This window comes from Lactobacillus johnsonii ATCC 33200 (assembly GCF_000159355.1).
In the GTDB taxonomy this organism is placed as follows: domain Bacteria; phylum Bacillota; class Bacilli; order Lactobacillales; family Lactobacillaceae; genus Lactobacillus; species Lactobacillus johnsonii.
Genome location: NZ_GG670120.1, coordinates 972,369 through 997,327 on the forward strand (window position 1 = coordinate 972,369; position 24,959 = coordinate 997,327).

Consider the following 24,959-nt stretch of genomic DNA (forward strand, 5'->3'; position numbering starts at 1 on the left):
TTTTATTATAAACGATATGAACCCCGAAATTCTTATCTTAGTTTCGGGGTTCATAACTATAATTTATATTCTATTTATTTTTCTTCGTCCCCAAAACCGATAAGAGACAAAAAACAAGTCCGAAAATTAGCTCCCAAATAAATGGCTGATTCCACATAAAAAGATTGCCAATTTCACTTGCTGTATAACGAACAATATAAATCAATACACTAATAATAGCCATACACCAACTAAAAATTGCTACTTTTTTAAAAAATACTTTCCAGTCCATTAGATCACCTTAAAACTATCTAGCTTTTCTTGTGTCATATCACGAATAATTGCAGTTGCTAAATCAACTGAAGCCTTAAAGTCTTTATATGCTGAGAAACAATATGGAGAGTGCTCATAACGAACCGGAATTCCAATAACAATTGTTGGAGCTCCATATTCATAATAAATTGCTGCCCCATCTTGCCCGCCACCAGTTCTAACAGATCGAGTATATGGAATATTATTCTTATCAGCTATATCGCAAGCATATTGTTGAAACTTAGGATTTGGTAAAAATGTAGTATCCATATCTCTAAGCATTGGACCGCGTTTTAAGCCTGTTTGAGATAACCATTCCGGCTCAAAAGTATCATCAGCTGGACAACTTTCTAAAACAATACATAAATCAGGCTTAATTTTTCGTCCAGTGACATATGCACCGCGAAGTCCTACTTCTTCTTGACTAGATAAGGCAGCTACTACATCAAAATTAGTCTCTTCACCCTTCAAATTATCTAAGATGTCTACCATGGCTCCTGCACCAAAGCGATCATCAAAGTCTTTACCGAAGAATAAACCGGATTTTTCATGGTATTCGCACTTTACATCAACAAAAATTGGACAACCAGTGTCAATTTTATAATCTTTAATAGTTTCTTCCCTACTTGATGAACCTACATCAATAGACATATCTGCAACTTCCGGAATTGAATTTCTTTCAGCAGCAGTCATAAAGTGCGGAGGCTTTGTAGCCACTACACCAGGAATATATTCACCATCACGATTACGAATTTTCACTCTTAAAGCCGGAATATTATACTTTACCCAACCCCCAAGTGGAACAAATTTAATTAATCCATTCGGACGAACTGCCTGGGTAATAAAACCAACTGCATCAGAGTGAGCATCCATTTGAATAACGGGCCGATTACCTTTATTTTCCTTCTTAGCTGCATATACATTGAGCATCCCATCTACCGTAATATCAGCAGTATTTTTAGCATAAGTAGAAAACAATTTTACAAATTCTTCTTCAAAGCCAGATGTAGAATTTTCATCTGAAAATTCTTTTAACATTTGAATTTCTTGTTCTTTTTTCATAATTTTTCCTCTCGCAAACGCTTTTATTTTAATTATATTTATGTCTTTAAACTTTTTAAAGAAATTCTTTGCAAATTTTAAATCTAATGCCAAATCTTCTTTAAAAAAAGAAAGGTATTCTATTTAACAAGTAAGGGAACTTCTACACCTTACTTATTCTCCCAAAATAATATACGACATTAAAAAGCAGACTTCTAATCCCCCAGAACGTCTGCTTTTTGTTTTGCTCCAATTTTTTCTATACTAAACTTGCTTATGCTATGCTGAGTAAGATTTATATTACAAGGATTCAAAATCATGAAAAAAGTAGCTCTAATTCTATTATCAACCTTATTACTTACTGCTTGCAGTAATACCTCTAAAAATAATTAGTCTAAATCCTCTAACTCAGCATCTTCAACTACCACTTCAAAAACTACCACTAAAACTTCCTCTAAACCTAATTTTAATAAAAAATACCCTGGTTTTAAATTAGCTATGATTCCTACTGTATTTCAAGGAACCTGGTATCAAACTGATCGCTACAGTAAAACAGCGCGAAAATTTATTATAACCAAACATACTATCATGGATTCTGTGGTCTATCAAAAAACATATCCAAACCTAAACCATCGCTCAGAAAAAAATAATAAAGTTTATGCTGGGGATGCAAGCATGGTCTCTTTTGAAGATAAAAATGGTTCGCAGTGGCTCCGAGCACGTGGATTTTTAGATACTGTTGATATCATCTATATCCCAGGTACTTTTAAAGGAAATCAGTGCCTTTATTTAGCTTATTCTTCCGGCGACATTCATAGTGCTATGTTTAAAGACAAAAAAGCAGCCTTGAAATATCGTAAGTATGATTTCTCTAAAATTACTAATCCTCTAGATTAAAAAATAAGTTGTAATTACAATTAGTTGCATTATACTTATTTAAAGTATTAGTTGTAACTACAACTTAGAAAGGTAAAATTATGCTAAAAAGACCACTAGCAAATTTACTCTATCATATTGGTAAATTAGAAAACCTCCTGATCAATCAACGATTGGCCTCTATTAATTTAAGAATGACGCATGCCCATGTTTTAAGATACATTCAAAAGCATCCCGGCTGCATTCAAAAGGAAGTTGCAGATTATCTTTTTTACCAACCTGCCAGTTTTACTAATGTAGTTAAACTATTAGAAAAAAGAAAAATGATTGAACGTCGAGCAGATCCAAACAATGGACTAAAAAAAAACTATTCTTACTTCCAGCTGGAGTTGAGGTTCTTAGACAAGTGAACGACGCCTTTGAAGAGGTAAATCAACTAGTTGGAACAGTAGATCCTGATACTTTAGCTAAACTTGAAAAGATTTCAATCAATTTAGAAAAGCAGATTTAGAGAAAGAAAAACTAATGAGCAAATTTTTACCATTGTGGCAATATATTAAAGATAATCATGACCAAGACTTTCAATTATCTTTTAACCAAATTCAAAAGATTGTCGGCCTGCCAATTGATCATTCTTTTTTAACTTATAAAAAGGAATTGCTCGATTATGGTTTCAAAGTAGGAAAAATATCCCTTAAAAATAAAACGATATATTTTAAAAAATTGGAGGACGAGAATGACGATGAAATCAGATAAGCCAATTTGGAAAAAGAATCTTTATGTTCTCTCTATCGCCGTATTTATCGCAGGAATCGCATTTTCAGAGATTATGCCCTTCCTACCTCTATATATCGATACCTTAGGACATTTTACTCACCAAAAGTTAAACTTTTGGTCGGGATTTATTTTTTCCGGAGTATACTTCGTCTCAGCTATTATTTCACCATGGTGGGGTAAATTAGCTGATAAAAAAGGTAGAAAACTAATGATTCTCAGGGCTTCCCTTGGAATGGCCATTGTCCTTGGAAGTATGGGGTTAGTTACTAATGTCTGGCAACTATTTTTCTTAAGAATGTTGCAAGGAGTCTTTGCAGGATTTGTTTCAAATTCAAATGCTTTAATCGCTACAGAAACACCTAAAGAAAAATCTGGTCAAGCGCTAGGAACAATGGCCTCTTCTTTTACTGCTGGGAACTTACTTGGGCCTTTCTTAGGTGGAGCACTTGCGTCTGCATTTAGTTACCGCGTTACTTTCTTTATCACAGGAGGATTATTATTAATCTCCTTCCTTCTCTCACTTTTCTTTGTTCATGAAGAAGGATTCAAGCCGATTACAGAAAAGAAGCTCGATAAGGCAAGTGGCGTCATTGCTACTCTACGCTCTCCAACCCTAGTATTTGGTTTACTGTTAACCACTTTAATTATTCAAGCAGCCAACAATTCAATTAACCCAATTGTTTCTCTATATGTTAAACAATTGCTGAATGGACATGGAAATGTTGTTTTTGTTTCTGGAATTATTGCAGCTTTACCCGGAATTGCAACATTTTTAGCTGCTTCACGCTTTGGAGCATTAGGTGATAAAATTGGGACTCACAAAATTATTATCGGTGGTTTTATTGGTGCAACGATTCTATTCTTTTTAACTGCCTTTGTTCACAACACAGTACAATTAGGTATTTTACGCTTTTTAGTTGGTTTTACTGACGCATGTCTTTTCCCACAAGTACAAACTTTACTAACCAAAAATTCACCTGCTGCTGTTACTGGTCGAATTTTTTCTTGGAATCAGAGTGCAATGTATATTGGAAATATTGCGGGGCCTCTTCTAGGATCTTTCATTGCTGGAGTTTCAAGTTATAGTATGGTATTCATTGTGACAGCAGGTATTGTTGTCATAAACTTAATTTTGTTTAACTTTAATGTTGTAAAAAATCTTTCAAAATAACATAAAAACAGCATTTCTCGTGTGTATTGAGAAATGCTGTTTTTATTTATACAAATTAATTTTTTATTCTAAATAAACGTAATTTAAATCAGCTTCTATATGATTCTTTTTCTCCTAACTTCAGTTGGAATTTCACCTATCTTAGCTAATCTCTTCTTTCCTAAGAACAGGTATAAAACAGCTGTTACAGCAGCTACAACTATTGAGAGTAAAATAGTTTCCCAAGTAAAGTTAAAGATTAAATAGCAAGCTACTAATAAAGCCAAAATTGGAATTGTGTAGCCGCCTGGAAGTTTAAAACCATGGTTTGGATATTGACCAGTATGCTTAAATTTAATAACCGCAAAAATAGATGGTGCATATTGAACAAATGAACCTAAAACAATACATCCAACTAAGAACAAGTATGATTGAGTAATTAAAAGTAAGGTTACAGCATCAGTTAAAATAATACCTACCCATGGAGCATCAAATTTATTCTTTTTTCCTACCCAATTTGGTAATAATTGGTGTTCTAGAGCTAAGGAAGCAATCAAAGCTGGTGTATTAAACGAGAACGTAAATGCCACACCGAAAATACTTAACAAAACTCCAATGATAATAATCACATAACTCCATTCTCCCACAGCAGACTTAAAGGCATTAGCAATAGGAATGGTGTACCATGACATCTTGTGACCCAAAATACCAATAGCAATTAATACCATCAAAGTATAAAGAATAGTTACCATAACCATAACAGCAACTACAGCAATTGGAATATTTTTAGCTGGATCTTTCATCTTAGAGGCAGCAATTGGAATAAAGGAGAAAACACTAAACAAATAAAATACAACACTAAAGGCTGCACCAAAGTGATGGAAAAATGGTCCTACATCCTTTGCAGCTGCGGCTGGTAAAATGGGATGGAAGTTTGCAATATGCATGAAGATCATACCAACAATAATAAACAAAATAATAGTTGATAGCTTAGCAATGTAGGAAGTGTTATCAATTATTTTAACTAAGGCACGACCAAAGAAATTAATAATTGAGAACAATAAAACTAATCCTATCCCGACAGCAAAATAGACTGAGCTTTGATTGAATGCAGGTATAAAACTTTTAAGCGTTGTTAAAAATGCTACTACTTCAGCATCATAAGTACAACAGCCCAAAAACCATGTAAATACACCAAGCTCATAGCCTGCAAATCTACCAAATGCATTGTACGAATATAGCCATGCAGCTCCGGAACCGGTAAAATGACTAGCCAAATCTGCATAACATAATGCGATTAACCCTACCGTTAATGTAGCAGAAAGTAAGACAACTACACTCAATAGATCCATATCTTTATAAATAGATTGCGGAAGTAAAAATCTCCTGATCCTATAACTCCGTTAATTCCTAAAAAGTAAATTGACATAAAAGTTAACTTTTTAGGAACAGTTTTTTTAACCATAGTACTTACCACCTTTGAAACTGTTCATTTATATTTCTAAAACATTAACTCTCATCTCAGCCATAACGATTGTTATTTTTAAAAGTAAATAAAAGAAATCGAATTTAAAAAATAATTCATTTACCTACAAAATAATATATTTTTTAAGTATTTTTCGATTTATTATTTCATCAGCTTTTGTTTGAGTTATTTTATTTAAAATAATGCATTTTTCGTAAAAAAGCCTATGTATCACAATTGTTTTTATTTGTTTTTTTATTTTTAACTACTAATCTAATAGGCGAATAGATAATTATTATTTTAACTTTCAAGTCGTTATATAAATATCTATTTATTTTGTTAACTTTCTATTTTGATGAAAACTTATGTGAACTACTATCTTTTACTAACACTCTTTTTACCAATAACAGATGTTGCTAATAAAAGAAATTCACAAGCCAACCATCTTTTTAGTTAGTTTCTTTTGCCTTTTAGAAGGAGTGGGTATTTTCATGGAAGACGAAAAAACCAAAACGAAAAAGACCTATATATCTGTCCTTGCCCTAACAATGATGAATGTTTCCATAGTTGCTGGACTAGCAAATGATGTTCAGCAATCATTCTATGGACTTGCATCAGTAACGTACTTTGCAATCCAATCGGAGCTATTTGTTTCTTCATCCCAACTGCTCTAGTTGCGGCTTAATTAGCTTCTGTTTAGAATAACCGCGGAGGAATTTTCCGCTGGGTTGGTGTAGGTAAAGGCTGGGGACTAACCTGTTTACTTATCCTATGGTTCCAATTAATTTTGAACTTTGTGATGGGGATGCCGAGCTTTACAGCAACCATCATGTTTTATACACCAAACTATGATGCCGCTGTAAAATTTGCTCAAGCACCACAACATGAATTGCTGATTATGACAGGTTGGATCATCTTATATTGGGTCCTTACTTATTTAGCTACTAAAGGTGTTAAAGCCTTCTCTAACATCGCTAAATACGCTGTCATTATCGGGAGTTTAATTCCTTTAGCAGTCATGATTATTTTACCTATTGTTTGGGTAGCTCAAGGGCATCAACCTGTTATTCCAATGACACCTAAAGGATTAATTCCTAAGTGGAATGGAATGAGTACATTAGCATTAGCTGCCGGAGTATTCTTCTCATACACTGGTATCGATACTAACGCTGCTCACATTAAACAATTGAAGCACCCCGAAAAAGATTTCACTAAAGCAATGTTTATTTCAATTATTCTTACTTTCTTAATCTTTGTTGTTGGTACTGTAATCATTGCAATGATTATTCCTGAGAAGCAAATTAACGTTTTATACACTCTCTACTCTGTATTCAGGATTTTAGGATCAACAATTGGAATGCCTTGGTTATACATGGTTCTTGTTTGGGCCTTACTATTCAATACCATTGCGATGGTCGTAACCAACATGGCTGGTCCATCATTTATGTTAGGTCAAGTTGGAGGTAGTGGATTTTTACCACACTGGTTCCAACAAAACAATAAACATAACATGCCTGCACATTTAATGTATACACAAATCGCTGGAATGACTGTTGTAGCTTACTTAGTAAAATTGATTCCTAATGTTGAAGGTTTTGTGATTTTGCTAACTCAAACTATTACTGTTCTTTACATGATCTACTACATTTTAATGTTTACTGCTTTCCTACGTTTACGTTATGACCAACCTAACCGTCCTCGTTCATTTAAAGTTCCTGGTGGTAAGTTCGGTGCTTGGCTTGTTGCAGGTCTAGGATTAATTTTCTCAGCCTTTGCCATTGTCCTTGCTATTTATCCACCAGCACAGGTTAAGTCAGAGGTTGGTTCACCAATAGTTTACATCTCAGTTATTTTAGCTTTAGTCGCTGTTGTTCTTATTGTTTGTTTCAGCTTATATCAACTTTCAAAGAAACACACTGATTGGGTAAATCCAAATAACAAGTTTGCCCCATTTACTTGGAAAATTGAAGGACTTAAGAAACCTGGAAAGGCTTTATCAAATGTCCCAACAACTGTTATGTCTAAAGATCAAAACCCAATGGGTATGCCAATCAAGCGTCCTTATAAGCCAAACGAACAAGTATCCGACGACATTGTTAAAGCTGATGAAAACAACGAGATTTCAACTGATGAAAGTTAAATAGATTATCGATTTTAAAGAAAAGAGATTATTATGGTACAAATTGATAATGAAGATTTAAAACAAGTTAGATCAGAATTTTTAGATACACCAAAGTATCGTAACACTCAAAATGCCGTAATGAAGAACGGTATCAAGAAATCAATTACAAATCAAAGTGAAATTAATTCTCACCCATTTGTATTCTCAATTGATGTTGATTCAAATAAAGTTTTAAACCAAAAACAATCTGGTCGTTGCTGGGACTTCTCAGGTTTAAACTTCATTCGTTACCACATTGAAAAAGAGCACCACATTAAGGACATGGAATTGTCACCTAGCTACGTTTACTTCTACGACAAGCTAGAAAAAGGTAACTACTTCTACCAAAACATTATTAACACAGCTGATCGTCCATTGTCTGACCGTCTAGTTAACTGGTTACTTACTACTCCACAACAAGATGGTGGTGATTGGCCACTATTGACCAATTTAATTGAAAAATATGGTCTAGTTCCAAACGAATTAATGCCTGAAACAAAGCCAGCCTGGAATACTACCGAAATTAATCGGATGTACAACAGAAAATTAGACAAAGACGCTATGAAATTACGTGATTTAGTTAACAACAATGCTTCCGATACAAAGATTAAAAGCGTTATTCGTCAACTAAACCAAGAAAACTATCGTGTCTTAAGTATCTGCTTTGGTACTCCTCCAGAAAAATTCACTTATGAATATCGTGATAAGAATAAGAAGTATCATACTACTGGTGAAGTTACACCATTAGAATTTTACAAGAAGTTTGCAGATATTAACTTAGATGACTACGTTGAACTAATGAACTTACCTGGTTGTGGATATAAGTACAACCAAACCTATGGTATTGAACTATGTAATAACGTAGTCGGTGGTAGAAATATTCGCTACTTAAATGTTCCAATGCATGATATGAGACGTATGGTCATAGATCAATTAAAGGATGATGAACCTGTATGGTTTGCCTGTGATGTCTTACAAGAATGGAATAATCCTGCTGGCTTACTTTCTTTAAAGGTTTATGATTGAAAACGTTCATTTGGTATTAGCTTAGGCAAAGACAAGGCTACTCGTGTACAATACCGTGAAAGTATGCCAACTCACGCTATGTTAATTTGTGGTGTTGATTTACATGACAATGAACCAACTAAATGGAAGGTCCAAAATTCATGGGGTGATAAGCCTGGTCACAAAGGCTACTTTATCATGGACAATTCATGGATGGATCAATACACTTATAACACTGTAGTTAACAAGAAGCATTTGACTGATACCGAACGTGTAGCTTATGAAAAAGCTGAGATCAATCTTCCATATTGGACTGCAATGTTATCTGATTAGTCTTTAATTGATTTAAAAATGAAGGTGAATGTTATGACATTGACAGATACGCAAAGTAAAATTGTCGCAAAAGCTACTAAAAAAGATGCTAATGGTTGGCATTATTTAACAGTTCAAGGTGACCCTTATGAAATTGGTTTCCAACATGGTTATCTTTTAACCGATGAATTTAGGGATGCAGTGCGTGTTTACACTCATATGACACTTGAACTATATGGAATGGACTATTCATTCTTTGTCAATCAAGTAGTTAAAATCCACAAAGACAAGATTCCAGAAGAATATTTGGAAGAAATGCAAGGTATGGCTGATGGCTTTACTGCTAATGGATTTGAAACCAGTATTGACGACGTTATCGGCTAGAATGATTGGATGGAACTAACTGGCTATTGGTGGCCACAAGTAGCTGCTAATTATTCTAACAATCCTCCTCAAGGACCACGCGGTTCTCACTGTTCCGGATTTGTTGCTACAGGATCTGCCACAAGAGACGGTAAACCAGTTATTGCTCATGAAAGTTTCGATGACTTCTGGAGCGGTCAATACTTTAATGTTTGTGAAGAAGTTCATCCAACTAATGGTCATGCATTTAAGATGCAAACCGTTCCTGGTTACATCGATTCAATGACTGACTTCTACGTTACTGATGCTGGTCTCGGTATTACTGAAACAACAATTGCTGGCTTTGTTGGCTATGATGTACACGGAATGCCTGAATTTATTCGTGCCCGGAAAGTTACCCAATACGCAAATAATATTGATCAATGGGTAAAATTAGTTAACGAAGGTAACAATGGTGGTTATGCCAACATTTGGCTCCTTTGCAACATTAATACTGGTGAAATCGCACGCTTTGAACAAGAATTAAAACACCAAGAATTGTTAGAGTCAACTGATGGTTTCTACTATGGCTGTAATGCTTGTCACATCGTAACCTTGAGTATGTTGACAACGGCTATAATGATACTCATCAACAAACTGGTGCACGTAGAGCACGCTTTGAAGAATTATTACCAGAGGTATCTGGGACAATTGATGATGGCGTTGCTAAGAGAATCTTAGCCGATAAGTATGATCCATACCTAGGTTATCAATGTGCTTCTTCACGTAATATTTGTGCTCACTATGATGTTGATCCACAATACTATGCTGACGATCCACATGGCGTTTGGAATGTACCTTTCTTCCCAGGTGGTTCATGTGATGGTAAATGTGCTGATGCCACCGATATTGAAAACTTGAATATGTGGGGCATTTTTGACAGAGCTGATGGTGAACCATTTGACGCCAAAGACTTTATGCAGCAACATCCTGAATGGAACTGGCAAAAAGGTTATCTGTATGATAGACCAAGTCAACCTTGGACATTGTTTGACTAAATCAGTTCAATTAACTTAATCAAAAACAAAATCATAAAAACTACTCACACAAATAGGGTTAAGCATAATGCTTAACCCTATTTTGTTAACTATTTATTTACTACTTGCTTAATCTTTTCAAAGACAAATTGCATTACTCCAACCCAAGTTAAAGCAATAGCAACTGAACCGCAAACATCAGATGGATAGTGAGCATAAACATATACTCTAGAGATCATTACGATAACTAGCCAAACGATTAATAGAAAATCAATCCAAAAACGTTTAGTTCTATCTTTCAATACTACTGGTAAAAGCACCATGATGATCCAAATAACAATCATCCCCATGCCTAAAGTATGGCCACTAGGAAAACTAAATCCATCATCAACTGCTAGGTGCTGTACAGGACGAGCTCTTTGAATCAAATGCTTAATTACCCAACCAACTGCATCCCCTGTAATCATTGTTAAAACTAAGTTGGTCGCAAGAGGACGTTGTTTTCTAAACCATAAGATTACTGCAATCAATACCATCCAGATCAAGTCAACCTTGGTATCTGCTAAAAATGTAATCTTTAGCATTAATCCCTTTAAATTAGGAACAATATGAACTAATCCTTCAAAGAAATTATCAAAGGCATTAATCCAACCTAAGTGTAAAACAATCGAAATGGCGAGAATCAAACTAATGGGTAAGCCCCAATATATCGCTTTTGAATATCTTTTCATTTTTACTCCTGTTTTCAATAATGTTTTTTCTTATTTTACCACTTATCTAAAGAGCTCAACACAATCCGTTATAATTTAACAAAAAAGCTAAGCACTTACCGCATGCTTAGCTTCTAAAATATTAATTTTTTAATTCTTACTTAATCAAATACATCTAGCTCTAATCCATCAAAAATATCTCTCAACAAATCTAAGCCTGCGATACTGTTCCCATCTTTATCTAAAGCCGGACTAAAGATCCCAATTCCATATTTGTGAGGTGCAGCGGACATAAGACCACCACCAACACCACTCTTTGTTGGTACACCAATTAGTCGTGAATAAGTGCCTGATTGATTATACAGGCCAGTTGTCATCATTAATGACTTGATACAATAAGCTTCTTCATCAGGGATAATGCGTTTGTTGTCCCATGGTCTTACACCGCCATTAGCTAAAACAGCCCCTAAATTTGCTAAAGAACGTGCATTCACCATCATTGAACACTGCTTAAAGTAAGTATCAAGACTAGTCACTACATCCCCCAGCATCATGTTTTTAGATTCCATATAATATGCTAACGACCGGTCTAGATTGCCTGTTCTTTTTTCAGAATGATAAATTATTTGATCTAAATAAAGATCTGGGTCATTACAAATATCACGAGCAAAATCTAAGATTTCTTCAAATGCATCGTCACCCGTCTTACTTACTACCATCGAAGTTGTAGCAATTGCTCCAGCGTTAATAAAAGGATTCAACGAATACTTAGCTCTTTCAATTTCCATATTTAGAATTGAATTGAAGGCAAAGCCTGTTTGACGGGACCCTACATGTTTAAATACTTCTTGTATGCCCATCTTTTTAGTAGCAAGCATTAAGGTAATTACCTTAGAAATACTTTCAATTGCAAATCGTACTTCACTTTGGCCTGCTTCACCTACTTCACCATCTTCTAAATCATATAAGGCAACCCCGAGTTGCTAGCTATATTTCCTTCTTTTTCTTTAGGCAAATTCTTCTTAACTAATTTTTCTAATTGAATCATAGCTATCTCTTTTCTATAGAAATACACTCTCACTTTAAGCATAGTCGATTCAATTGATTAGGTGAAATATTCGCATTTATTATTAATAAAAAAGCTACGCACTTACTTAATACGTAACTTTTCACTAACTTACCTTAATCAATTGGAGGAATCTCTCTAGTTTCCGCTAGTTCTTTATACCAATATGCACTCTTTTTTGCATAGCGTTTCTGCGTCTTAAAATCGACATAGAATAAACCATATCGTTTTGAATAACCATTAGTCCAAGAGAACATATCTTGTAATGACCAGACAAAGTAACCATTAACTGGAATACCAGCTTTAATTGCCTTAGCTACTTGTTCCATATGATTTCTTAAATATTTAATTCTAGGTGTATCATCAACTATCTTGTCTTCACTTTCAAACTTATCCTTATAGCCCATACCATTTTCAGTAATATACATTGAATGAACTAAAGGATAATCATCATAAATACGTTTTAATTGATCATACATCCCTTGCGGATAAATAATCCAATCCCAATCAGTTGCTGGCAAATCCTTTGGATGAATCTCCTCACCAACACCTTTCATTCGATTGACATCTGTTCCTTTTTTACCAGTACCATTATGAACAATTTCTGTGTCGCCATGATATTCTTTCATAAATTTCGAGAAGTAATAGTTAACTCCCACAAAGTCTAATTGCTTAGCGGCCTTTAAGAGAACTTTTTCATCTTCTGGCTTAATCTCAATCATCTTCTGATCATTAGCTTCAATGATCTCTTTAACTAAAGCTAAAGTTTTTTTAGAATATTTACCAGCTAAAGTCCCATCTAGGTAAAACTTATTTTCCAGCACATCTTTTAATTCGGCAGCATGCTTGTCACCTTTACTATCAGTTGATGGATAGACTGTTTGAAGAGCATGAACGATACCAATTTGGCCTGTATATCCAGCTTCTTTATAGGCATTAACGATTCGTGCATGGACTAAGTTCTGGTTATATTCTGCTTCAAAACATTTATCAAACTGATCTTTATATGCTGGAGGAAAAGTTCCGCTAACATATTGCTGACCAGCCATTGAAGTTGGCTCATTAATTGTAATCCAGTATCTAACCTCATCGGCATATTCTTTAAAGCAAAACTTAGCATATTCAACAAATGCATCCAGCATTTCTTGTGATAACCATCCACCTTTATCTTGCAGAGCTTGTGGAGTATCAAAGTGATGAAGGGTTACAAAAGGTTCAACACCGTTTTCGCGACATTTTTTGAATAATTTATGATAGTATTCTACACCCCTTAGCTCAATTTTTCCTTCACCTGCTGGGAAAATTCTTGCCCAGTCAATTGAGACTCTGATTGCATTAATCTGGAACTTTTTACATAGATCTAAATCTTCTGGATAACGATGATAAAAATCACAAGCTGGATCTGGATTGATGGTTCCCTGTTCACGCAAGTACTTATCCCAGATTACTTCACCTTTACCGTCTTCTTTAGTTGCACCTTCACATTGGTAAGCAGCGGTTGCTCCACCAAAATAAAAATCTTTTGGAAATTTAAACTGTTGCATTTGGTACACTTCCTGTCGTATCTTCATCTTTCTTTTCATCATTTTTACCAGCTAAGCTATCGACTACAAATTTAAACGCTTTATCAGGATTTTGCGTTAATTCAATATACTGACGTCCAGTAGTCGTAACTAGCTTAGATCCGTCATGGTCTGCAATTTCTTGCAAATTACCTTTCATACTATCCATTTGTGGAGCTAAGATAATCAAATCCATGTCATTAATAATATCCATGTGCTGTCCATAAGCACGCGCGGCAGCATGAAGAGGTAAATTACGTTCTTTTGCCATCTTGTTTAATGCTTTAGCTAAAATTCCGGAAGTACCACCACCGGCACAGATAACCATAACGTTAGTATCTTTAGTGATACCATCCTTAGCTTCCTTATCAGTGGCTGCAAGGGTTGCTTCTGAATCAGCAGTAGAAGCTGTAGTTACGCCAGCAGCTTCTTCTTTAGCAAGCTTAGCTTGCTCTTGCTTGTACAAATCGTTGTCATAAAACTTAAAGAATGGAAGCCAAATTAAAGTATCAACAACTAAGGTCAAAATCACATAAACAAATGATAAGCCAGCAAAACCAGAGGATACGATAATACCAATTGGTGCAGGTACTGTCCAAGGAAGAGTGTTGTATAAGGCGTTCATATGAAGAACTTGAACGAAGAATTTATAAGCACAAACATTGAACATCGGTGTTATCAAGAATGGAACGAAGAAGACTGGGTTCATGATGATTGGGGCACCAAACAAAATAGGCTCATTAACTCCAAAACATCCAGGAATAACTGCTGCCTTACCTGCTGCCTTGTTTTGAGCTGATTTTGCCAAAAGTAAGAAGATAAATGGAACTACAAAAGTTGACCCAGTACCACCCATATTCATAACGTAATCTTGAGCGTTAATAGTTAAAGCATGACTAGCTTGCATTCCGTCATGAACTAATTGTTGGTTCAAACCTACATTAGTCGTTTCAATTGCAGCTACAGCTGGAGCAACAATTGAAGGACCTTGTACACCAACAAACCAGAAGAAAGCCATCGCACCAGCAACTAAAGCTAAACCACCATAAGTATCACTTGCGTGGAATAGTGGGGAAAGAACTTTTACCACACCTTCAGATAAGTTAGCTCCAAATAATTGATTCAAGACAATTTGTACTAACCAGAATAATGTAACTGAAAATGTCATTGGAAAAATATCTTTAAAAGTCTGTGCAATATTTTGTGGTACTACATCTGGCATTTTAATAGTTACATTGTGCTTAACACATTGGTAATAAATATTTGGAACAATTAAACCAACAATATATGATGCAATTAATCCTTGCGTACCTAAATAAGTTAAATCTAACCCATCCTTGCCAACCTTAATCGCAATAATAATAAATGAGATTTCTGCAGCTAAGATAACATTCATTGAATTGATTTGATTTGTCTTAGGTAACTTCAAGTTCTTATAATCAGTTAAATTCTTTGCACAGGTTGCAGTTACATATAAGGCAAGTAACCCCATTGAATAGTTATAAGGTAAGACCAGTGCATTTTCGACTGATTTTGGCCAATAAAATCCCCACGCATTTGGTACATAGGCAATCAATGTAAACAAACTTGAAAACAAAATAATTGGCATCGCGGCAATAAAACCGTCACGAATCGCAGAAACATATGGATTAGAAGCAATTTTTTCAAATTTTGGTTTCATCTTATCCATTGTTTTGGTAAAACCATTCATTTTTCTTCCTCTTCTTCATAAATTTTTTAACTACTTATTGTAAGTATTACTCTATTCAATATTTTTTCCTTCGAGTTTATTTACTCGCTCATAAAGATTAATAATTGTCTTCATCTGGTCCTTTAAGAGCATCGTTGTCATCAAGGTATCTTGACCATGAACCATAATGAAGGTTACATCTAAGTCATCTCCTCCGGCTTCCTTGCTTAAGAGCTTAGTTTGTTCATTATGAGCTAGGTTAATAGATTCTTCGGCTTTCTTAACAAGTTCTTTTGCCTCGGTGATCTTTCCCTCACTCGCCTTATCCATGGCTTGCATTAAATAAGTTCTTGCATCTCCTGAATAAGCAACAATTGAAAAACCTGTCATTGAAATTTCTTCTTTAGTAATTTGATTTTCTGCATCCATTTCTAATTCTCCTTAAATTAATCTTTGAATATGAATTGTTAAATACGTTTGTTCACTTAGTGATAACTTTATTTGTAATTTTTCCTGCATTAATTCCTTAATTTGCTGGACGATTTGCCATGCTTGTGAATAATTGTTTTCTATTTCACTAATCATTCCTTCTAAGATTGGCAAGCTATCTGGTTCATTATTATTAAGTCGATTAATAAAATATTTTAGGTGAACTAATAGTCTGTCATAATCATTCAGTTCATCTTGAACAACTTTGATAATTTCATCATTTTCTGTTTGATTCTTATCTTCATTAATGCTTTCACTAGTATGGGCATTAATGAAGTGAAGAGCGATACTCTTATGTTCTGATTCGGGAAAAGAAATATCTAAACTATTTCGAAAACCTGTAATTACATCATCTGCAATCTGATATGGAATAGGATAAGTATCACTTAAATCCGGCAAATAATTGACATCTTCTTCATTCTTAATCAAACGTTGATATGCCCCAAATAGGTGCGTTGTTAAGGTCACATAAATATATGGCTCAACCGCAAATTTATATTTAGTTTGTACTTGATCAATCAAATCATAGCTCGTTGTTACAAAATCTAATGGCACATTTGCTAATAAAGTTGTTAGATCATTAACGGTATTTTTATCTTTTATTTCGAATACCTTATCAACATTTTCTTCCTGAATTAAATCTCCTTTTTGCTTATGAAAAGCAACACCCCTTCCCATAACAATATTTTGTTTATTATCCCTGGTATGAACAATTGCAACATTATTGTTTAATATTTGGGCTATTCGATATTTCATGTCTCACTCCTCTAGGAAAATAAAAAACCGTGAAATTTCAATACAGACTTACAGGCAGTTGTTTGTATCAAAAGTTCGCGGTTTTGCCTAATCGTATTAGTTACAATCCACATTTATTTTTGCTTATATGTGTATAATAGCATGTTATCTTTTTAATGTAAACGCTTTTATTAGAATTATTTATTTATTGATCATCATGTAATTAAATAAAGGAGACTGATTCTTAATCAATCTCCTTTATGCGTGCGGTTTCTCTAAAAAATATAAATATTCAAATTCTTAATTAATTTTATAATAGTTTCTAATTTTTATTTTTTACTTCTAATGGTCTGCCCTTCCAATCATAGTATTTACGGCTAAGACGATTCTTTTTGTTATCAAATACTACTAAGCGATAAAGTGCATAAATCGTACCTATCATTGCAAAGCCTTCAATAAAAATATTTTTAAAGAAAAGTTGGGGAATATTAATAGCAATTACAAATACTGTCCAATATAATACTCGCTTACGCCGTGCTTCTTCTTCGCGACTAACTTTCTTTGTTTTCATAATAATCATCTCTACCGTTTCTAACTAATATTTTTTATTATGCTTCTTTAGCAGCTGCTGCATATTTAGCATTCCGCTTCTTCATTTCTGTTGAATACCACCAGAAAATTAAGATATACGCAGCAATTGCTAAGATTGCGTAAATAATAAACATTCCTTGATGCTTCCATGCATTACCTACTAAATAGCCCAAGAATTTTTCAATAGGACCTTCCATTGTAGTATCTGATACCAATGCGTGTGCAGGAATATTAGCACCAACTTGGTGAGCTACTTGAGTTACAAATGGAGCAACTAAGGTACCAGCCCACAAGAAGATTGGTAATTCGATTGTACCAATGACAATCATTCTGATAATCTTACCACGAGTTACGACTAATAAAGCTGGCGTAACCCCCATAGCGATTATTCCACCTAAAGGCATCATTCTGTTGCCTGGGATAACCATAGCTTCAATCATCATAATTGGAGCTAAAACATTAGCAGCTGCCCAAATTTCAGCACGTCCAGCAATGAATGGCCAGTCAAGACCAACATTAAATGTACGTCCCTTAAATTTAGAAGTAGCAAAGTTTGAAATACCTTGTGATAAAGGCTCAACAGAAGCAATAAACCAAGAACCAATAACTGAGAACAATTCAATACATGCACCGGCTGTAAAGGAAAGTGTAAACATTGTCTTCCAGCCTTGTTCGGTTGTAAAGTTGTAGCCAGCAAGTAATGAAACAAAGATACCTAAGTAAACACCAATTGCGAAACGACTACCCCAGAAACCAATCTTTTCGTTTAATTTAGCTGAGTCGAAATCATATTTATCAAGCCACGGTAAAAATTTATCAAAGAACTTATTGAAGACCATAATTACTGGATTCATCATATAGTTCATGTGAGTAGTTGTCATTGGGTTACTTGATGGAGCATCTAGCAAATCATCAAAAGTTGGTTTCATCAAATCTGAGTTAACAATCTTCAAGTAACCAATAAGTAAAATTAATAAAGTGGCTAACCAAAGGGGCGCACCACAGAAGACTGCAAATAAGCCAACAAATGCTGAATGCCAAACATCAAAGATATCGACATCTAAAGTGTTAGTTCTCTTGAAAATTAACATTAAAACATTCAAGATAATTAAAACTAACAAGAAGTACAAAGTATATGGAGATCCCCAAGTAATAGTAGCAAGAGGTGCCCACCCCATATCCATGATGTCTTTATGCATACCAGTGTTCTTAACGAATTGATTCATCGCTGGAGCAAAACTGGTAGTCAGCAAATTCATAATATCGCCAATTGCTGTCAAGGCAATCGCTAACTTCATACCACCTTCAAGAGCCTTACTAAATTTAACTTTGAAACACAAAGCAATAATTGTAAGAACAACCAACATAATTGTTGGAGCACCCATATCAATTAAAGGCTTAAAGATAGCATTCGCAAAATCAATTATCGCATTCATTTTCTATTCCCCCAGGAATAATAGCTATTCTATTCTGTTTCTACCTTCTTAACTACCTCTTCAACTTTGTCATAGACTGGTTGAGCCATTGCTGGAATTCTATAAAGAATTGGTCCAGCTTCAATTAAAGGAATCTTAGGTTCAAAGGCTAAATCTGTCTTAGCAATAGTTAGGTATGCATCATAGTGATTAAGCATATCTTCATTTACATCTTTAATCATCACAGCATCTACATGAACATTGTGTCCGCGCTTTTTCATCTCTTCTTCAACAGCATCCTTAATTTGATGAGAAGAATTAACACCTGCACCACATGCAGCTAATAATTTAACTTCCTTTGCCATAATAAATACCTCCCAAAAACATATTTTATTCTTGCTTAAAATTCTCACTCATAAAATCAAATATTTGTTTAGTAGAAGTGAGATTAAACAGCCTTACTAAATCTTTAACTGGCGTTGTAGATAAGAACCCCATAATCTGGGCTAATACATTGGCTTGTCCTTCGGGATCATTATTTAGAATCATAAATAAAAATTTAACTTCTAAACTTTTATCTGGTTCAATCATATTTTGAAACTTAATTGGATGTTTCAAAGCGATCGGAACAATCAACCGAGCATTTACAAATTCACCTTCTGTATGAGGAATTGCGACATTTGGCAACTCTTTAGAAATTGGAGAAGTATCAATTCCAGTTGGATAATGCTCTTCTCTTTCAATAATATGTGAAAGAAAATCTCCCTTCACATAGCCAGCTTTTAATAACTTGCCATAGACTTCCTCTAGGACTTCTTCTTTACTTGTCTTGTCGCTGGTATAAACTGCGTCAGGAGCAAATAAACTAGTTGCCACTGTCATATGAATCACCTTTCCAGTATTTATAAATGAACATGTTTTGTTTTTATATGTTAGATATTGTTCATTTACTACACCAATATAATATAATAATGTTCAATAAATTACAAGCGCTTTCATTAATTAATTTGAACTTATTTTTTTATAAAGAAAATGGAGCATAATAGTATGCTCCATTAGTTTTTATTAATAAAACTTGAGGGAAATTTATAAATTATAGGTTAATAGTTCTACAATATTTTATTGATCAAGAGGCGTAGTTTTAATTACGTCACCACGTAGTCCAACTAGGTATCCTTGAGCTATTTTATCTTTACGGGATGGATGTACAACCTGGAATTTTCCACGTTTCACTACTCGAGGATTTAGACTTTTAACACCAGATGGAAGAACAGCATTTGTGCCATGAATTACAGCTACAATTACCTTATAACCTTTTTTAGTTATTTGAATAGGTGCATAGTGCAGAGTATCATTATATAATTCGACAATTGTACCTTTAGGCATATAAAACATTCTCGCTTCTGTATTAGGATCCACGAAATGTTCTTCTTCAAGTGTTTCGCGCTTCCCTAATACCATTAATACATCATCAAGCATAATGTTCACTTCTGAACATTGATGATATTCAAAAGCAGTAAAAGTATCTGAATGCCCTAAAGTAACACCAGCATCAATAGGAATTTCACCAAAAATATCACGCTTCACTGCTAACATGGTATAGGTATCCGCTAATTCAGGAATGTTAGGAATATACTTCATGCCAGTTTTAGGTATCTGGACTTTTTCCATTACCTCATAAACATCATCCAAATTAAAATCATTAGTGTATAAAACACCGTATTCTTTAAAAGAGGGATCATCTAATGTCAAAATTTTATATTGGGGATTTAATTTTCTAAATTCTTCTAATTTACTCATCTTGTTACCCCACTCTATCTAATCGTGATATACTCCTTCAGCCCACTTCTTGTTTTCTTCATCAAAGAAGTGTTCGTTATCCTTTTGATCAGGATTTGGTTTAGCAATATTATCAATTTTTTCAATTAGCTTCTTATTTTCTTCAGTTGGTTGATACTTTTCATTCAAAAATGCATCCGCAATATAGAAAATAAAGTCTCTCCCTAAGACAATACCACCCATCCCTAAAACGTTAGCATTTAATTCACGCTTAGCATATTTAGCTTGAACAACATCACCAACCATGGCTGCTCGAATTCCTTCATTCTTATCAGCCGCCGTTGAAATACCAATACCAGTACCACACATTACAATACCAACATCAGCTCTACCATCGGCAACGGCTTCGGCAACACGTTTTCCATACATTGGATAGTGTGTTCTAGTATTATCATAGGTACCAAAATCTAATACTTGATAACCTTCCTCTTTCAAGTGATCGGATAATGCCATCTTAATTGGAGTGACAATATGGTCATTTCCTAAAGCAACAACAGTATGCTTATCAATCTTTGGATCTACAAATTCTGGTTGTGGTCTATCATTATCAAACATTTCAAAACCTCCTCTAAATCATTTTTTCAAGCATATCTAAACGAACTTGATGACGTCCAGCCGCATACTCAGTATGTAGATAATAGTCAATGATTGATTCAGCAAGCTTTTCACCAACAATACCACTACCAATTGCTAATGCCTTTGCGCCGTTATGCATAGCAGTCATATGGCCGGTTCTTTCTTCATTAACGTCTGCAGTTACCATCCCTTTAACCTTATTTGAAGCCATAGCAGACCCTACACCGTATTCATCAAACATAATAGCTTTTTTAATACCGTGCTCTAATACTTCGTGAGTTACTTTTAAGCTAGATTCCACAAAATCTTCTGCAGGTTCTGGCGTTACATCTAGCACCTCATAGCCTCCATCTTCTAAGTATTTTTTTACTTTTTCTTTTAGTTCAAAACCATTCTTGTCACTACCAATAACAACTTTCATGTTGTTCTCCTTTCACTATTCACTATCCTGATACAAAGTCGTAATTTGGCTGTAATGTTTTACGATATCAGTATCAAGCCCAGGACTTGTAATTAACCCATCTACATCATACAAATGGTAAAATTCATAAAAATCATTGCGGTTAATTTTATGATAATCAGCTACAACATACTTTTTACGTGAGCGATTCAATCCTAGTCCTTGCGTTTGTCCCTCTTCTAAATTAGCTGTCATCATCGAGGTGTCTTTAATTCCGTTTACGCCAACAAAGCCCCGATCAAAAGATATTCCTCTTAACTGATTGTTTGCTAATGCTCCAATAAAAGCCCCACTAACTCTACGATATGAACCCCCAATTAAAATCAGTTCATAATTATTCGCATTCTTTTTAGCAGCCTCAAAAACAGGTAAAGAATTAGTAACAATTCGCAAGTTTTTTTGATTCAATTTTGCAACCATAAATTCTAAAGTTGTTCCTGGTCCAACATAAATTGTTTCATCATCTTGAACAATTTTACTTGCAACTTCAGCTGCCGCTTGTTTTTCAGAGATGTTAATTTCTCGTTTCTGGATATAATTTTTTTCAACAGAATCTTGTTGAGAAATTACCTGCGCCCCGCCATGAATTCTCATTACTTTACCAGTAGTATTTAATTCATTAAGGTCCCGTCTAATCGTCATGTCTGAAACTTGCAATGTTTTAGCCAATTCATCAACGGTTACAAACTTTCTATCAGTTACAATTTCTAAAATATTTCTTAATCGTTCTCTTTTAAGCATTATTCACCTTAATTCTATTTGGCTAACTAACTCATTACATCTTTATTATATATGTTCATTTATGTTTGTCAAAGTTAATTTATGTTCACTATTTATTTAAAAAGCCAAATAGTCCTCCTTAGCCGTATTATAGCAAGGATATCGCTTACACAAAAATATTTTTTTATGTTTACAAACTTTAAAACCAACAACTTAGAACAGAGCTAATTTTATGCTTGACTTTTTTCTTATATCTTAGTTAAATTAAGAAAGAGATAATGTGATGACCTTTAATATAGTCCCGTGAGGCTATCAAGGAAATCTGCGCGTAAACTATTTTTTGACATAGTTTTAAACAGAAACGGCTATCTTAAAGGGATCTTCTTTAGATAGTCGTTTTTTCTTTAGGTCATCAAGATTTTCATTTCAAGGAGGAAATTATGAAAAAGATGCCTAAAGACACATTTCATAATGATGATGCGATCTTAGACGTTTATGAGAAGCCAGAATTAGGACAAGGAATTCTCCTTTCCATGCAACACTTGTTTGCCATGTTTGGCTCAACGGTTCTGGTTCCAATCTTAGTCGGAATCAATCCAAGTATTGCTCTTCTTTCATCTGGTGTTGGTACTTTAGTCCATATGCTACTAACCCGTTTCAAGATTCCAGCATACTTAGGATCAAGTTTTGCTTTCGTTGCAACAATGCAAGCTTTAATGAAGCAAGACGGTTATCCAGCAATTGCTCAAGGTGCAATTGCGGCTGGGTTAGTATATGTTATCGTTGCCTTAGTTATCGCAAAAGTTGGGTCTGATTGGGTAAACAAAGTCTTACCACCAATTGTTGTAGGACCAATCATTATCGTAATTGGACTATCTCTTGCAACTACTGCTGCCAACGATGCCATGATGAAAGGTACCAAGTACAACCTAACTTACTTTGGTGTTGCCATCTTTACCTTAGTGATGACCTTAATTTTTCAAATGTGTTTTAAAGGTTTCACTAGTCTGGTCTCAATTATGCTTGGAATCGTTTGTGGCTACGCTCTATCTTGCGTTCTAGGAATAGTTGATTTTTCAGGAGTAGCAAAGGCTGCTTGGTTCTCGATGCCCGCTTTAGATGTACCTGGAATTAGCTACCACTTCAAATGGTATCCAGCAGCCATCTTAACAATGGCCCCAATCGCCTTTGTTACAATGACTGAACACATGGGACATATTATGGTTCTTAACTCTCTAACTAAGAGAAACTTCTTTAAGAATCCAGGTTTGCACCGTACTATGATGGGTGACGGTCTTTCAACAATTATTGCCGGTTTTATCGGTGGTCCTCCGACTACTTCTTACGGTGAAAATATCGGTGTTTTAGCTATGACCAAAGTTCATTCAGTTTGGGTATTAGCAGGAGCTGCAGTATTTGCAATTGTCTTTAGTTTTGTTGGTAAAGTTGCTGCAGTTATCGAATCAATTCCAATGCCAGTTATCGGTGGTATTTCATTCTTACTATTCGGAACGATTGCATCTAATGGTCTAAAAATTTTAGTTGATGATAAAATCGACTTTGGCGAAAAACGTAATATGTTAATCGCTTCCGTTATCTTAGTTATTGGTATCGGTGGAGCTTACTTACAACTTGGTAACTTCCAATTAACTTCAGTTGCTTTATGTACCATCTTTGGTATGTTAATGAACTGGATCTTACCTAAACAAGCAGCCAGTGAAAAGGCACTTGAAGCTGAAAAGAAAGAAAAATCTGAGCAAAAATATTTTAATTAATTGAATATTTCAAAAAACTAGAGCTGCAAGTAATGTAGCTCTAGTTTTTTATTTGCTAAAAATATTAAAAAAATATTGTTTTTTAAATAAAATTAATGATATATTTTTTTAAAAATAAAAAGGGACTTTTTACCAAATGCAAGCCTTAGCTTTTAAAGAAAACCATACAAATTTTTATATCGGCAATTTATTATCAAAAATTGGTAATTGGACTGTATTTCAAGCAGTAGATAGTAATGGCTTTTTAAGAAGTATTCATATTTAAAAAAATGAAGCCATTAATAATAAAAATAATTTATCGCAAGAAGAAGACTTCTATAATTACTTAGACACTTCCAATCAAATCATTGATCCATTTAATTTTAATAAGGAAAATTTAAAAATTACTAAGATTAAACGGGCTTCACTTGCTGATTTACTAATTCAAATCCAATCTTTCAATTCCATAATTAGTATTGAGAGTATTGGTAACAAAACATATACAGGACGCATTAACATGATTACCTCTACTTCAGTTTATTTATATGAACAAACTGAAGAATACAACTTAACAGAAATTCCGTTAAAGATTGATTACACTAAAATAGTTGGAGTTTCTGCTAATTCAATCGAAAATAAACTTTTTAACAATTGACTATTAATGGAAAATCATCGTAATAGTCGAGTTGCATTTCGACTATTACGATGATTCGCGCTTTAAAAAGATTATCAAAGAAGATGAGAATCATTTATTATTTGAAAGTTTAAATAATTTAGGTCAACTTGATGGAATACTCTTAATCAATAAGAAGCATTTAATCCATACTGTACATCAAAGCACTTAATTAGATTACTACCAATACTTAGTAAATTATCATCACAAGCAAAGTACTTT

23 protein-coding genes and 5 pseudogenes are annotated in these 24,959 nt (G+C 34.3%); 11 read left to right on the top strand and 17 right to left on the bottom strand.

Annotation, left to right across the window (positions count from 1 at the left end):
- Window positions 1–70 precede the first annotated feature (70 nt).
- Both HMPREF0528_RS04720 and HMPREF0528_RS04725 read right to left on the bottom strand, forming a co-directional pair.
- Window positions 71–271, bottom strand: coding sequence for a hypothetical protein (locus tag HMPREF0528_RS04720; protein ID WP_004895498.1), 201 nt, complete (start codon window positions 269–271; stop codon window positions 71–73).
- The gene (locus HMPREF0528_RS04725; RefSeq protein ID WP_012845831.1) at window positions 271–1,353 is read right to left on the bottom strand and encodes a M42 family metallopeptidase; all 1,083 of its coding nucleotides are present in this window, start codon (window positions 1,351–1,353) and stop codon (window positions 271–273) included. The genes HMPREF0528_RS04720 and HMPREF0528_RS04725 overlap by 1 nt, the downstream gene beginning before the upstream one ends.
- A gap of 297 nt (window positions 1,354–1,650) precedes the next feature.
- On the opposite strand from HMPREF0528_RS04725, the pseudogene HMPREF0528_RS04730 reads away from it, so the two are divergent.
- The 4 genes and pseudogenes from HMPREF0528_RS04730 to HMPREF0528_RS04745 all read left to right on the top strand — a co-directional run bounded on the left by HMPREF0528_RS04730 (window position 1,651) and on the right by HMPREF0528_RS04745 (window position 4,156).
- Window positions 1,651–2,229 (top strand): annotated as a pseudogene (locus tag HMPREF0528_RS04730) (hypothetical protein).
- A gap of 80 nt (window positions 2,230–2,309) precedes the next feature.
- Window positions 2,310–2,618 carry a MarR family winged helix-turn-helix transcriptional regulator gene (locus HMPREF0528_RS04735; protein WP_004895504.1) on the top strand — a complete coding sequence of 103 codons (309 nt, stop codon included), beginning with the start codon at window positions 2,310–2,312 and terminating at the stop codon, window positions 2,616–2,618.
- A 115-nt stretch (window positions 2,619–2,733) separates the two neighbouring features.
- On the top strand, window positions 2,734–2,964 hold the full coding sequence (locus tag HMPREF0528_RS04740) for a hypothetical protein (protein ID WP_004895507.1): 231 nt from the start codon (window positions 2,734–2,736) through the stop codon (window positions 2,962–2,964).
- Complete coding sequence (locus HMPREF0528_RS04745) at window positions 2,945–4,156, top strand: MFS transporter (protein ID WP_034525160.1); 1,212 nt, start codon at window positions 2,945–2,947, stop codon at window positions 4,154–4,156. Before HMPREF0528_RS04740 ends, HMPREF0528_RS04745 begins: the two co-directional genes overlap by 20 nt.
- 95 nt (window positions 4,157–4,251) lie before the next feature.
- Here HMPREF0528_RS04745 and HMPREF0528_RS04750 read toward each other — a convergent pair.
- Window positions 4,252–5,600 (bottom strand): annotated as a pseudogene (locus tag HMPREF0528_RS04750) (APC family permease).
- A 491-nt stretch (window positions 5,601–6,091) separates the two neighbouring features.
- Between HMPREF0528_RS04750 and HMPREF0528_RS04755 the strand changes: the two are divergent.
- The 4 genes and pseudogenes from HMPREF0528_RS04755 to HMPREF0528_RS09515 all read left to right on the top strand — a co-directional run bounded on the left by HMPREF0528_RS04755 (window position 6,092) and on the right by HMPREF0528_RS09515 (window position 10,161).
- Window positions 6,092–7,740 (top strand): annotated as a pseudogene (locus tag HMPREF0528_RS04755) (APC family permease).
- A gap of 33 nt (window positions 7,741–7,773) precedes the next feature.
- Window positions 7,774–9,099: pseudogene (locus HMPREF0528_RS04760) on the top strand (C1 family peptidase).
- 33 nt (window positions 9,100–9,132) lie between these two features.
- Complete coding sequence (locus HMPREF0528_RS09510; RefSeq protein WP_234600842.1) at window positions 9,133–9,462, top strand: C45 family peptidase; 330 nt, start codon at window positions 9,133–9,135, stop codon at window positions 9,460–9,462.
- A gap of 9 nt (window positions 9,463–9,471) precedes the next feature.
- Entirely contained in the window at window positions 9,472–10,161 is a 690-nt protein-coding gene (locus tag HMPREF0528_RS09515) for a C45 family autoproteolytic acyltransferase/hydrolase (protein WP_004895524.1), read from the top strand.
- Window positions 10,162–10,567: 406 nt separating this feature from the next.
- Here HMPREF0528_RS09515 and HMPREF0528_RS04770 read toward each other — a convergent pair whose 3' ends face one another.
- The 14 genes and pseudogenes from HMPREF0528_RS04770 to HMPREF0528_RS04835 form a co-directional block, all read right to left on the bottom strand.
- Entirely contained in the window at window positions 10,568–11,188 is a 621-nt protein-coding gene (locus tag HMPREF0528_RS04770; protein ID WP_004895528.1) for a phosphatase PAP2 family protein, read from the bottom strand.
- Window positions 11,189–11,328: 140 nt separating this feature from the next.
- A pseudogene (glsA, locus tag HMPREF0528_RS04775) lies at window positions 11,329–12,215 on the bottom strand (glutaminase A).
- Between the two features lie 134 nt (window positions 12,216–12,349).
- Window positions 12,350–13,777 (bottom strand): 6-phospho-beta-galactosidase, encoded by a 1,428-nt coding sequence (gene lacG, locus HMPREF0528_RS04780; RefSeq protein WP_034525162.1) that lies wholly within the window; start codon window positions 13,775–13,777, stop codon window positions 12,350–12,352.
- The gene (locus HMPREF0528_RS04785; protein ID WP_004895535.1) at window positions 13,764–15,506 is read right to left on the bottom strand and encodes a PTS lactose transporter subunit IIBC; all 1,743 of its coding nucleotides are present in this window, start codon (window positions 15,504–15,506) and stop codon (window positions 13,764–13,766) included. Before HMPREF0528_RS04785 ends, lacG begins: the two co-directional genes overlap by 14 nt.
- A 51-nt stretch (window positions 15,507–15,557) precedes the next feature.
- Entirely contained in the window at window positions 15,558–15,914 is a 357-nt protein-coding gene (locus HMPREF0528_RS04790; protein ID WP_004895537.1) for a PTS lactose/cellobiose transporter subunit IIA, read from the bottom strand.
- A 12-nt stretch (window positions 15,915–15,926) separates the two neighbouring features.
- A complete protein-coding gene (locus HMPREF0528_RS04795) occupies window positions 15,927–16,730 on the bottom strand; it encodes a PRD domain-containing protein (RefSeq protein ID WP_004895540.1) in 804 nt (267 codons plus the stop codon).
- Between the two features lie 301 nt (window positions 16,731–17,031).
- Window positions 17,032–17,289: a hypothetical protein gene (locus tag HMPREF0528_RS04800; RefSeq protein WP_004895541.1), complete on the bottom strand. Its 258-nt coding sequence runs from the start codon at window positions 17,287–17,289 to the stop codon at window positions 17,032–17,034.
- 28 nt (window positions 17,290–17,317) lie between these two features.
- Window positions 17,318–18,736, bottom strand: a complete 1,419-nt coding sequence (locus tag HMPREF0528_RS04805) for a PTS transporter subunit IIC (RefSeq protein ID WP_004895543.1) — start codon at window positions 18,734–18,736, stop codon at window positions 17,318–17,320.
- A gap of 29 nt (window positions 18,737–18,765) precedes the next feature.
- Complete coding sequence (locus tag HMPREF0528_RS04810; protein WP_012845797.1) at window positions 18,766–19,080, bottom strand: PTS sugar transporter subunit IIB; 315 nt, start codon at window positions 19,078–19,080, stop codon at window positions 18,766–18,768.
- A gap of 25 nt (window positions 19,081–19,105) precedes the next feature.
- Complete coding sequence (locus HMPREF0528_RS04815; RefSeq protein WP_004895547.1) at window positions 19,106–19,597, bottom strand: PTS sugar transporter subunit IIA; 492 nt, start codon at window positions 19,595–19,597, stop codon at window positions 19,106–19,108.
- Between the two features lie 237 nt (window positions 19,598–19,834).
- Window positions 19,835–20,515, bottom strand: coding sequence for a DUF4867 family protein (locus HMPREF0528_RS04820; RefSeq protein WP_004895549.1), 681 nt, complete (start codon window positions 20,513–20,515; stop codon window positions 19,835–19,837).
- Between the two features lie 18 nt (window positions 20,516–20,533).
- Entirely contained in the window at window positions 20,534–21,109 is a 576-nt protein-coding gene (lacB, locus tag HMPREF0528_RS04825; protein ID WP_004895550.1) for a galactose-6-phosphate isomerase subunit LacB, read from the bottom strand.
- 13 nt (window positions 21,110–21,122) lie between these two features.
- The gene (gene lacA / locus HMPREF0528_RS04830; protein WP_004895552.1) at window positions 21,123–21,551 is read right to left on the bottom strand and encodes a galactose-6-phosphate isomerase subunit LacA; all 429 of its coding nucleotides are present in this window, start codon (window positions 21,549–21,551) and stop codon (window positions 21,123–21,125) included.
- A 15-nt stretch (window positions 21,552–21,566) separates the two neighbouring features.
- Window positions 21,567–22,331 (bottom strand): DeoR/GlpR family DNA-binding transcription regulator, encoded by a 765-nt coding sequence (locus HMPREF0528_RS04835; RefSeq protein ID WP_004895556.1) that lies wholly within the window; start codon window positions 22,329–22,331, stop codon window positions 21,567–21,569.
- Between the two features lie 419 nt (window positions 22,332–22,750).
- Here HMPREF0528_RS04835 and HMPREF0528_RS04840 point away from each other — a divergent pair, with 419 nt between their 5' ends.
- The 3 genes from HMPREF0528_RS04840 to HMPREF0528_RS09205 all read left to right on the top strand — a co-directional run bounded on the left by HMPREF0528_RS04840 (window position 22,751) and on the right by HMPREF0528_RS09205 (window position 24,719).
- A complete protein-coding gene (locus HMPREF0528_RS04840) occupies window positions 22,751–24,085 on the top strand; it encodes a solute carrier family 23 protein (RefSeq protein ID WP_004895557.1) in 1,335 nt (444 codons plus the stop codon).
- Window positions 24,086–24,221: 136 nt separating this feature from the next.
- Entirely contained in the window at window positions 24,222–24,350 is a 129-nt protein-coding gene (locus HMPREF0528_RS09690) for a hypothetical protein (RefSeq protein WP_004895560.1), read from the top strand.
- Window positions 24,351–24,581: 231 nt separating this feature from the next.
- Entirely contained in the window at window positions 24,582–24,719 is a 138-nt protein-coding gene (locus tag HMPREF0528_RS09205) for a hypothetical protein (RefSeq protein WP_004895561.1), read from the top strand.
- The last annotated feature ends 240 nt before the right edge of the window (window positions 24,720–24,959 follow it).

Excerpts from the sequence above, each read along its gene's own strand:
- HMPREF0528_RS04720 (WP_004895498.1), bottom strand. The coding sequence starts at position 271 with ATGGACTGGAAAGTATTTTTTAAAAAAGTAGCAATTTTTAGTTGGTGT.
- HMPREF0528_RS04725 (WP_012845831.1), bottom strand. The coding sequence starts at position 1,353 with ATGAAAAAAGAACAAGAAATTCAAATGTTAAAAGAATTTTCAGATGAA.
- HMPREF0528_RS04735 (WP_004895504.1), top strand. The coding sequence starts at position 2,310 with ATGCTAAAAAGACCACTAGCAAATTTACTCTATCATATTGGTAAATTA.
- HMPREF0528_RS04740 (WP_004895507.1), top strand. The coding sequence starts at position 2,734 with ATGAGCAAATTTTTACCATTGTGGCAATATATTAAAGATAATCATGAC.
- HMPREF0528_RS04745 (WP_034525160.1), top strand. The coding sequence starts at position 2,945 with ATGACGATGAAATCAGATAAGCCAATTTGGAAAAAGAATCTTTATGTT.
- HMPREF0528_RS09510 (WP_234600842.1), top strand. The coding sequence starts at position 9,133 with ATGACATTGACAGATACGCAAAGTAAAATTGTCGCAAAAGCTACTAAA.
- HMPREF0528_RS09515 (WP_004895524.1), top strand. The coding sequence starts at position 9,472 with ATGGAACTAACTGGCTATTGGTGGCCACAAGTAGCTGCTAATTATTCT.
- HMPREF0528_RS04770 (WP_004895528.1), bottom strand. The coding sequence starts at position 11,188 with ATGAAAAGATATTCAAAAGCGATATATTGGGGCTTACCCATTAGTTTG.
- lacG (WP_034525162.1), bottom strand. The coding sequence starts at position 13,777 with ATGCAACAGTTTAAATTTCCAAAAGATTTTTATTTTGGTGGAGCAACC.
- HMPREF0528_RS04785 (WP_004895535.1), bottom strand. The coding sequence starts at position 15,506 with ATGAATGGTTTTACCAAAACAATGGATAAGATGAAACCAAAATTTGAA.
- HMPREF0528_RS04790 (WP_004895537.1), bottom strand. The coding sequence starts at position 15,914 with ATGGATGCAGAAAATCAAATTACTAAAGAAGAAATTTCAATGACAGGT.
- HMPREF0528_RS04795 (WP_004895540.1), bottom strand. The coding sequence starts at position 16,730 with ATGAAATATCGAATAGCCCAAATATTAAACAATAATGTTGCAATTGTT.
- HMPREF0528_RS04800 (WP_004895541.1), bottom strand. The coding sequence starts at position 17,289 with ATGATTATTATGAAAACAAAGAAAGTTAGTCGCGAAGAAGAAGCACGG.
- HMPREF0528_RS04805 (WP_004895543.1), bottom strand. The coding sequence starts at position 18,736 with ATGAATGCGATAATTGATTTTGCGAATGCTATCTTTAAGCCTTTAATT.
- HMPREF0528_RS04810 (WP_012845797.1), bottom strand. The coding sequence starts at position 19,080 with ATGGCAAAGGAAGTTAAATTATTAGCTGCATGTGGTGCAGGTGTTAAT.
- HMPREF0528_RS04815 (WP_004895547.1), bottom strand. The coding sequence starts at position 19,597 with ATGACAGTGGCAACTAGTTTATTTGCTCCTGACGCAGTTTATACCAGC.
- HMPREF0528_RS04820 (WP_004895549.1), bottom strand. The coding sequence starts at position 20,515 with ATGAGTAAATTAGAAGAATTTAGAAAATTAAATCCCCAATATAAAATT.
- lacB (WP_004895550.1), bottom strand. The coding sequence starts at position 21,109 with ATGTTTGATAATGATAGACCACAACCAGAATTTGTAGATCCAAAGATT.
- lacA (WP_004895552.1), bottom strand. The coding sequence starts at position 21,551 with ATGAAAGTTGTTATTGGTAGTGACAAGAATGGTTTTGAACTAAAAGAA.
- HMPREF0528_RS04835 (WP_004895556.1), bottom strand. The coding sequence starts at position 22,331 with ATGCTTAAAAGAGAACGATTAAGAAATATTTTAGAAATTGTAACTGAT.
- HMPREF0528_RS04840 (WP_004895557.1), top strand. The coding sequence starts at position 22,751 with ATGAAAAAGATGCCTAAAGACACATTTCATAATGATGATGCGATCTTA.
- HMPREF0528_RS09690 (WP_004895560.1), top strand. The coding sequence starts at position 24,222 with ATGCAAGCCTTAGCTTTTAAAGAAAACCATACAAATTTTTATATCGGC.
- HMPREF0528_RS09205 (WP_004895561.1), top strand. The coding sequence starts at position 24,582 with ATGATTACCTCTACTTCAGTTTATTTATATGAACAAACTGAAGAATAC.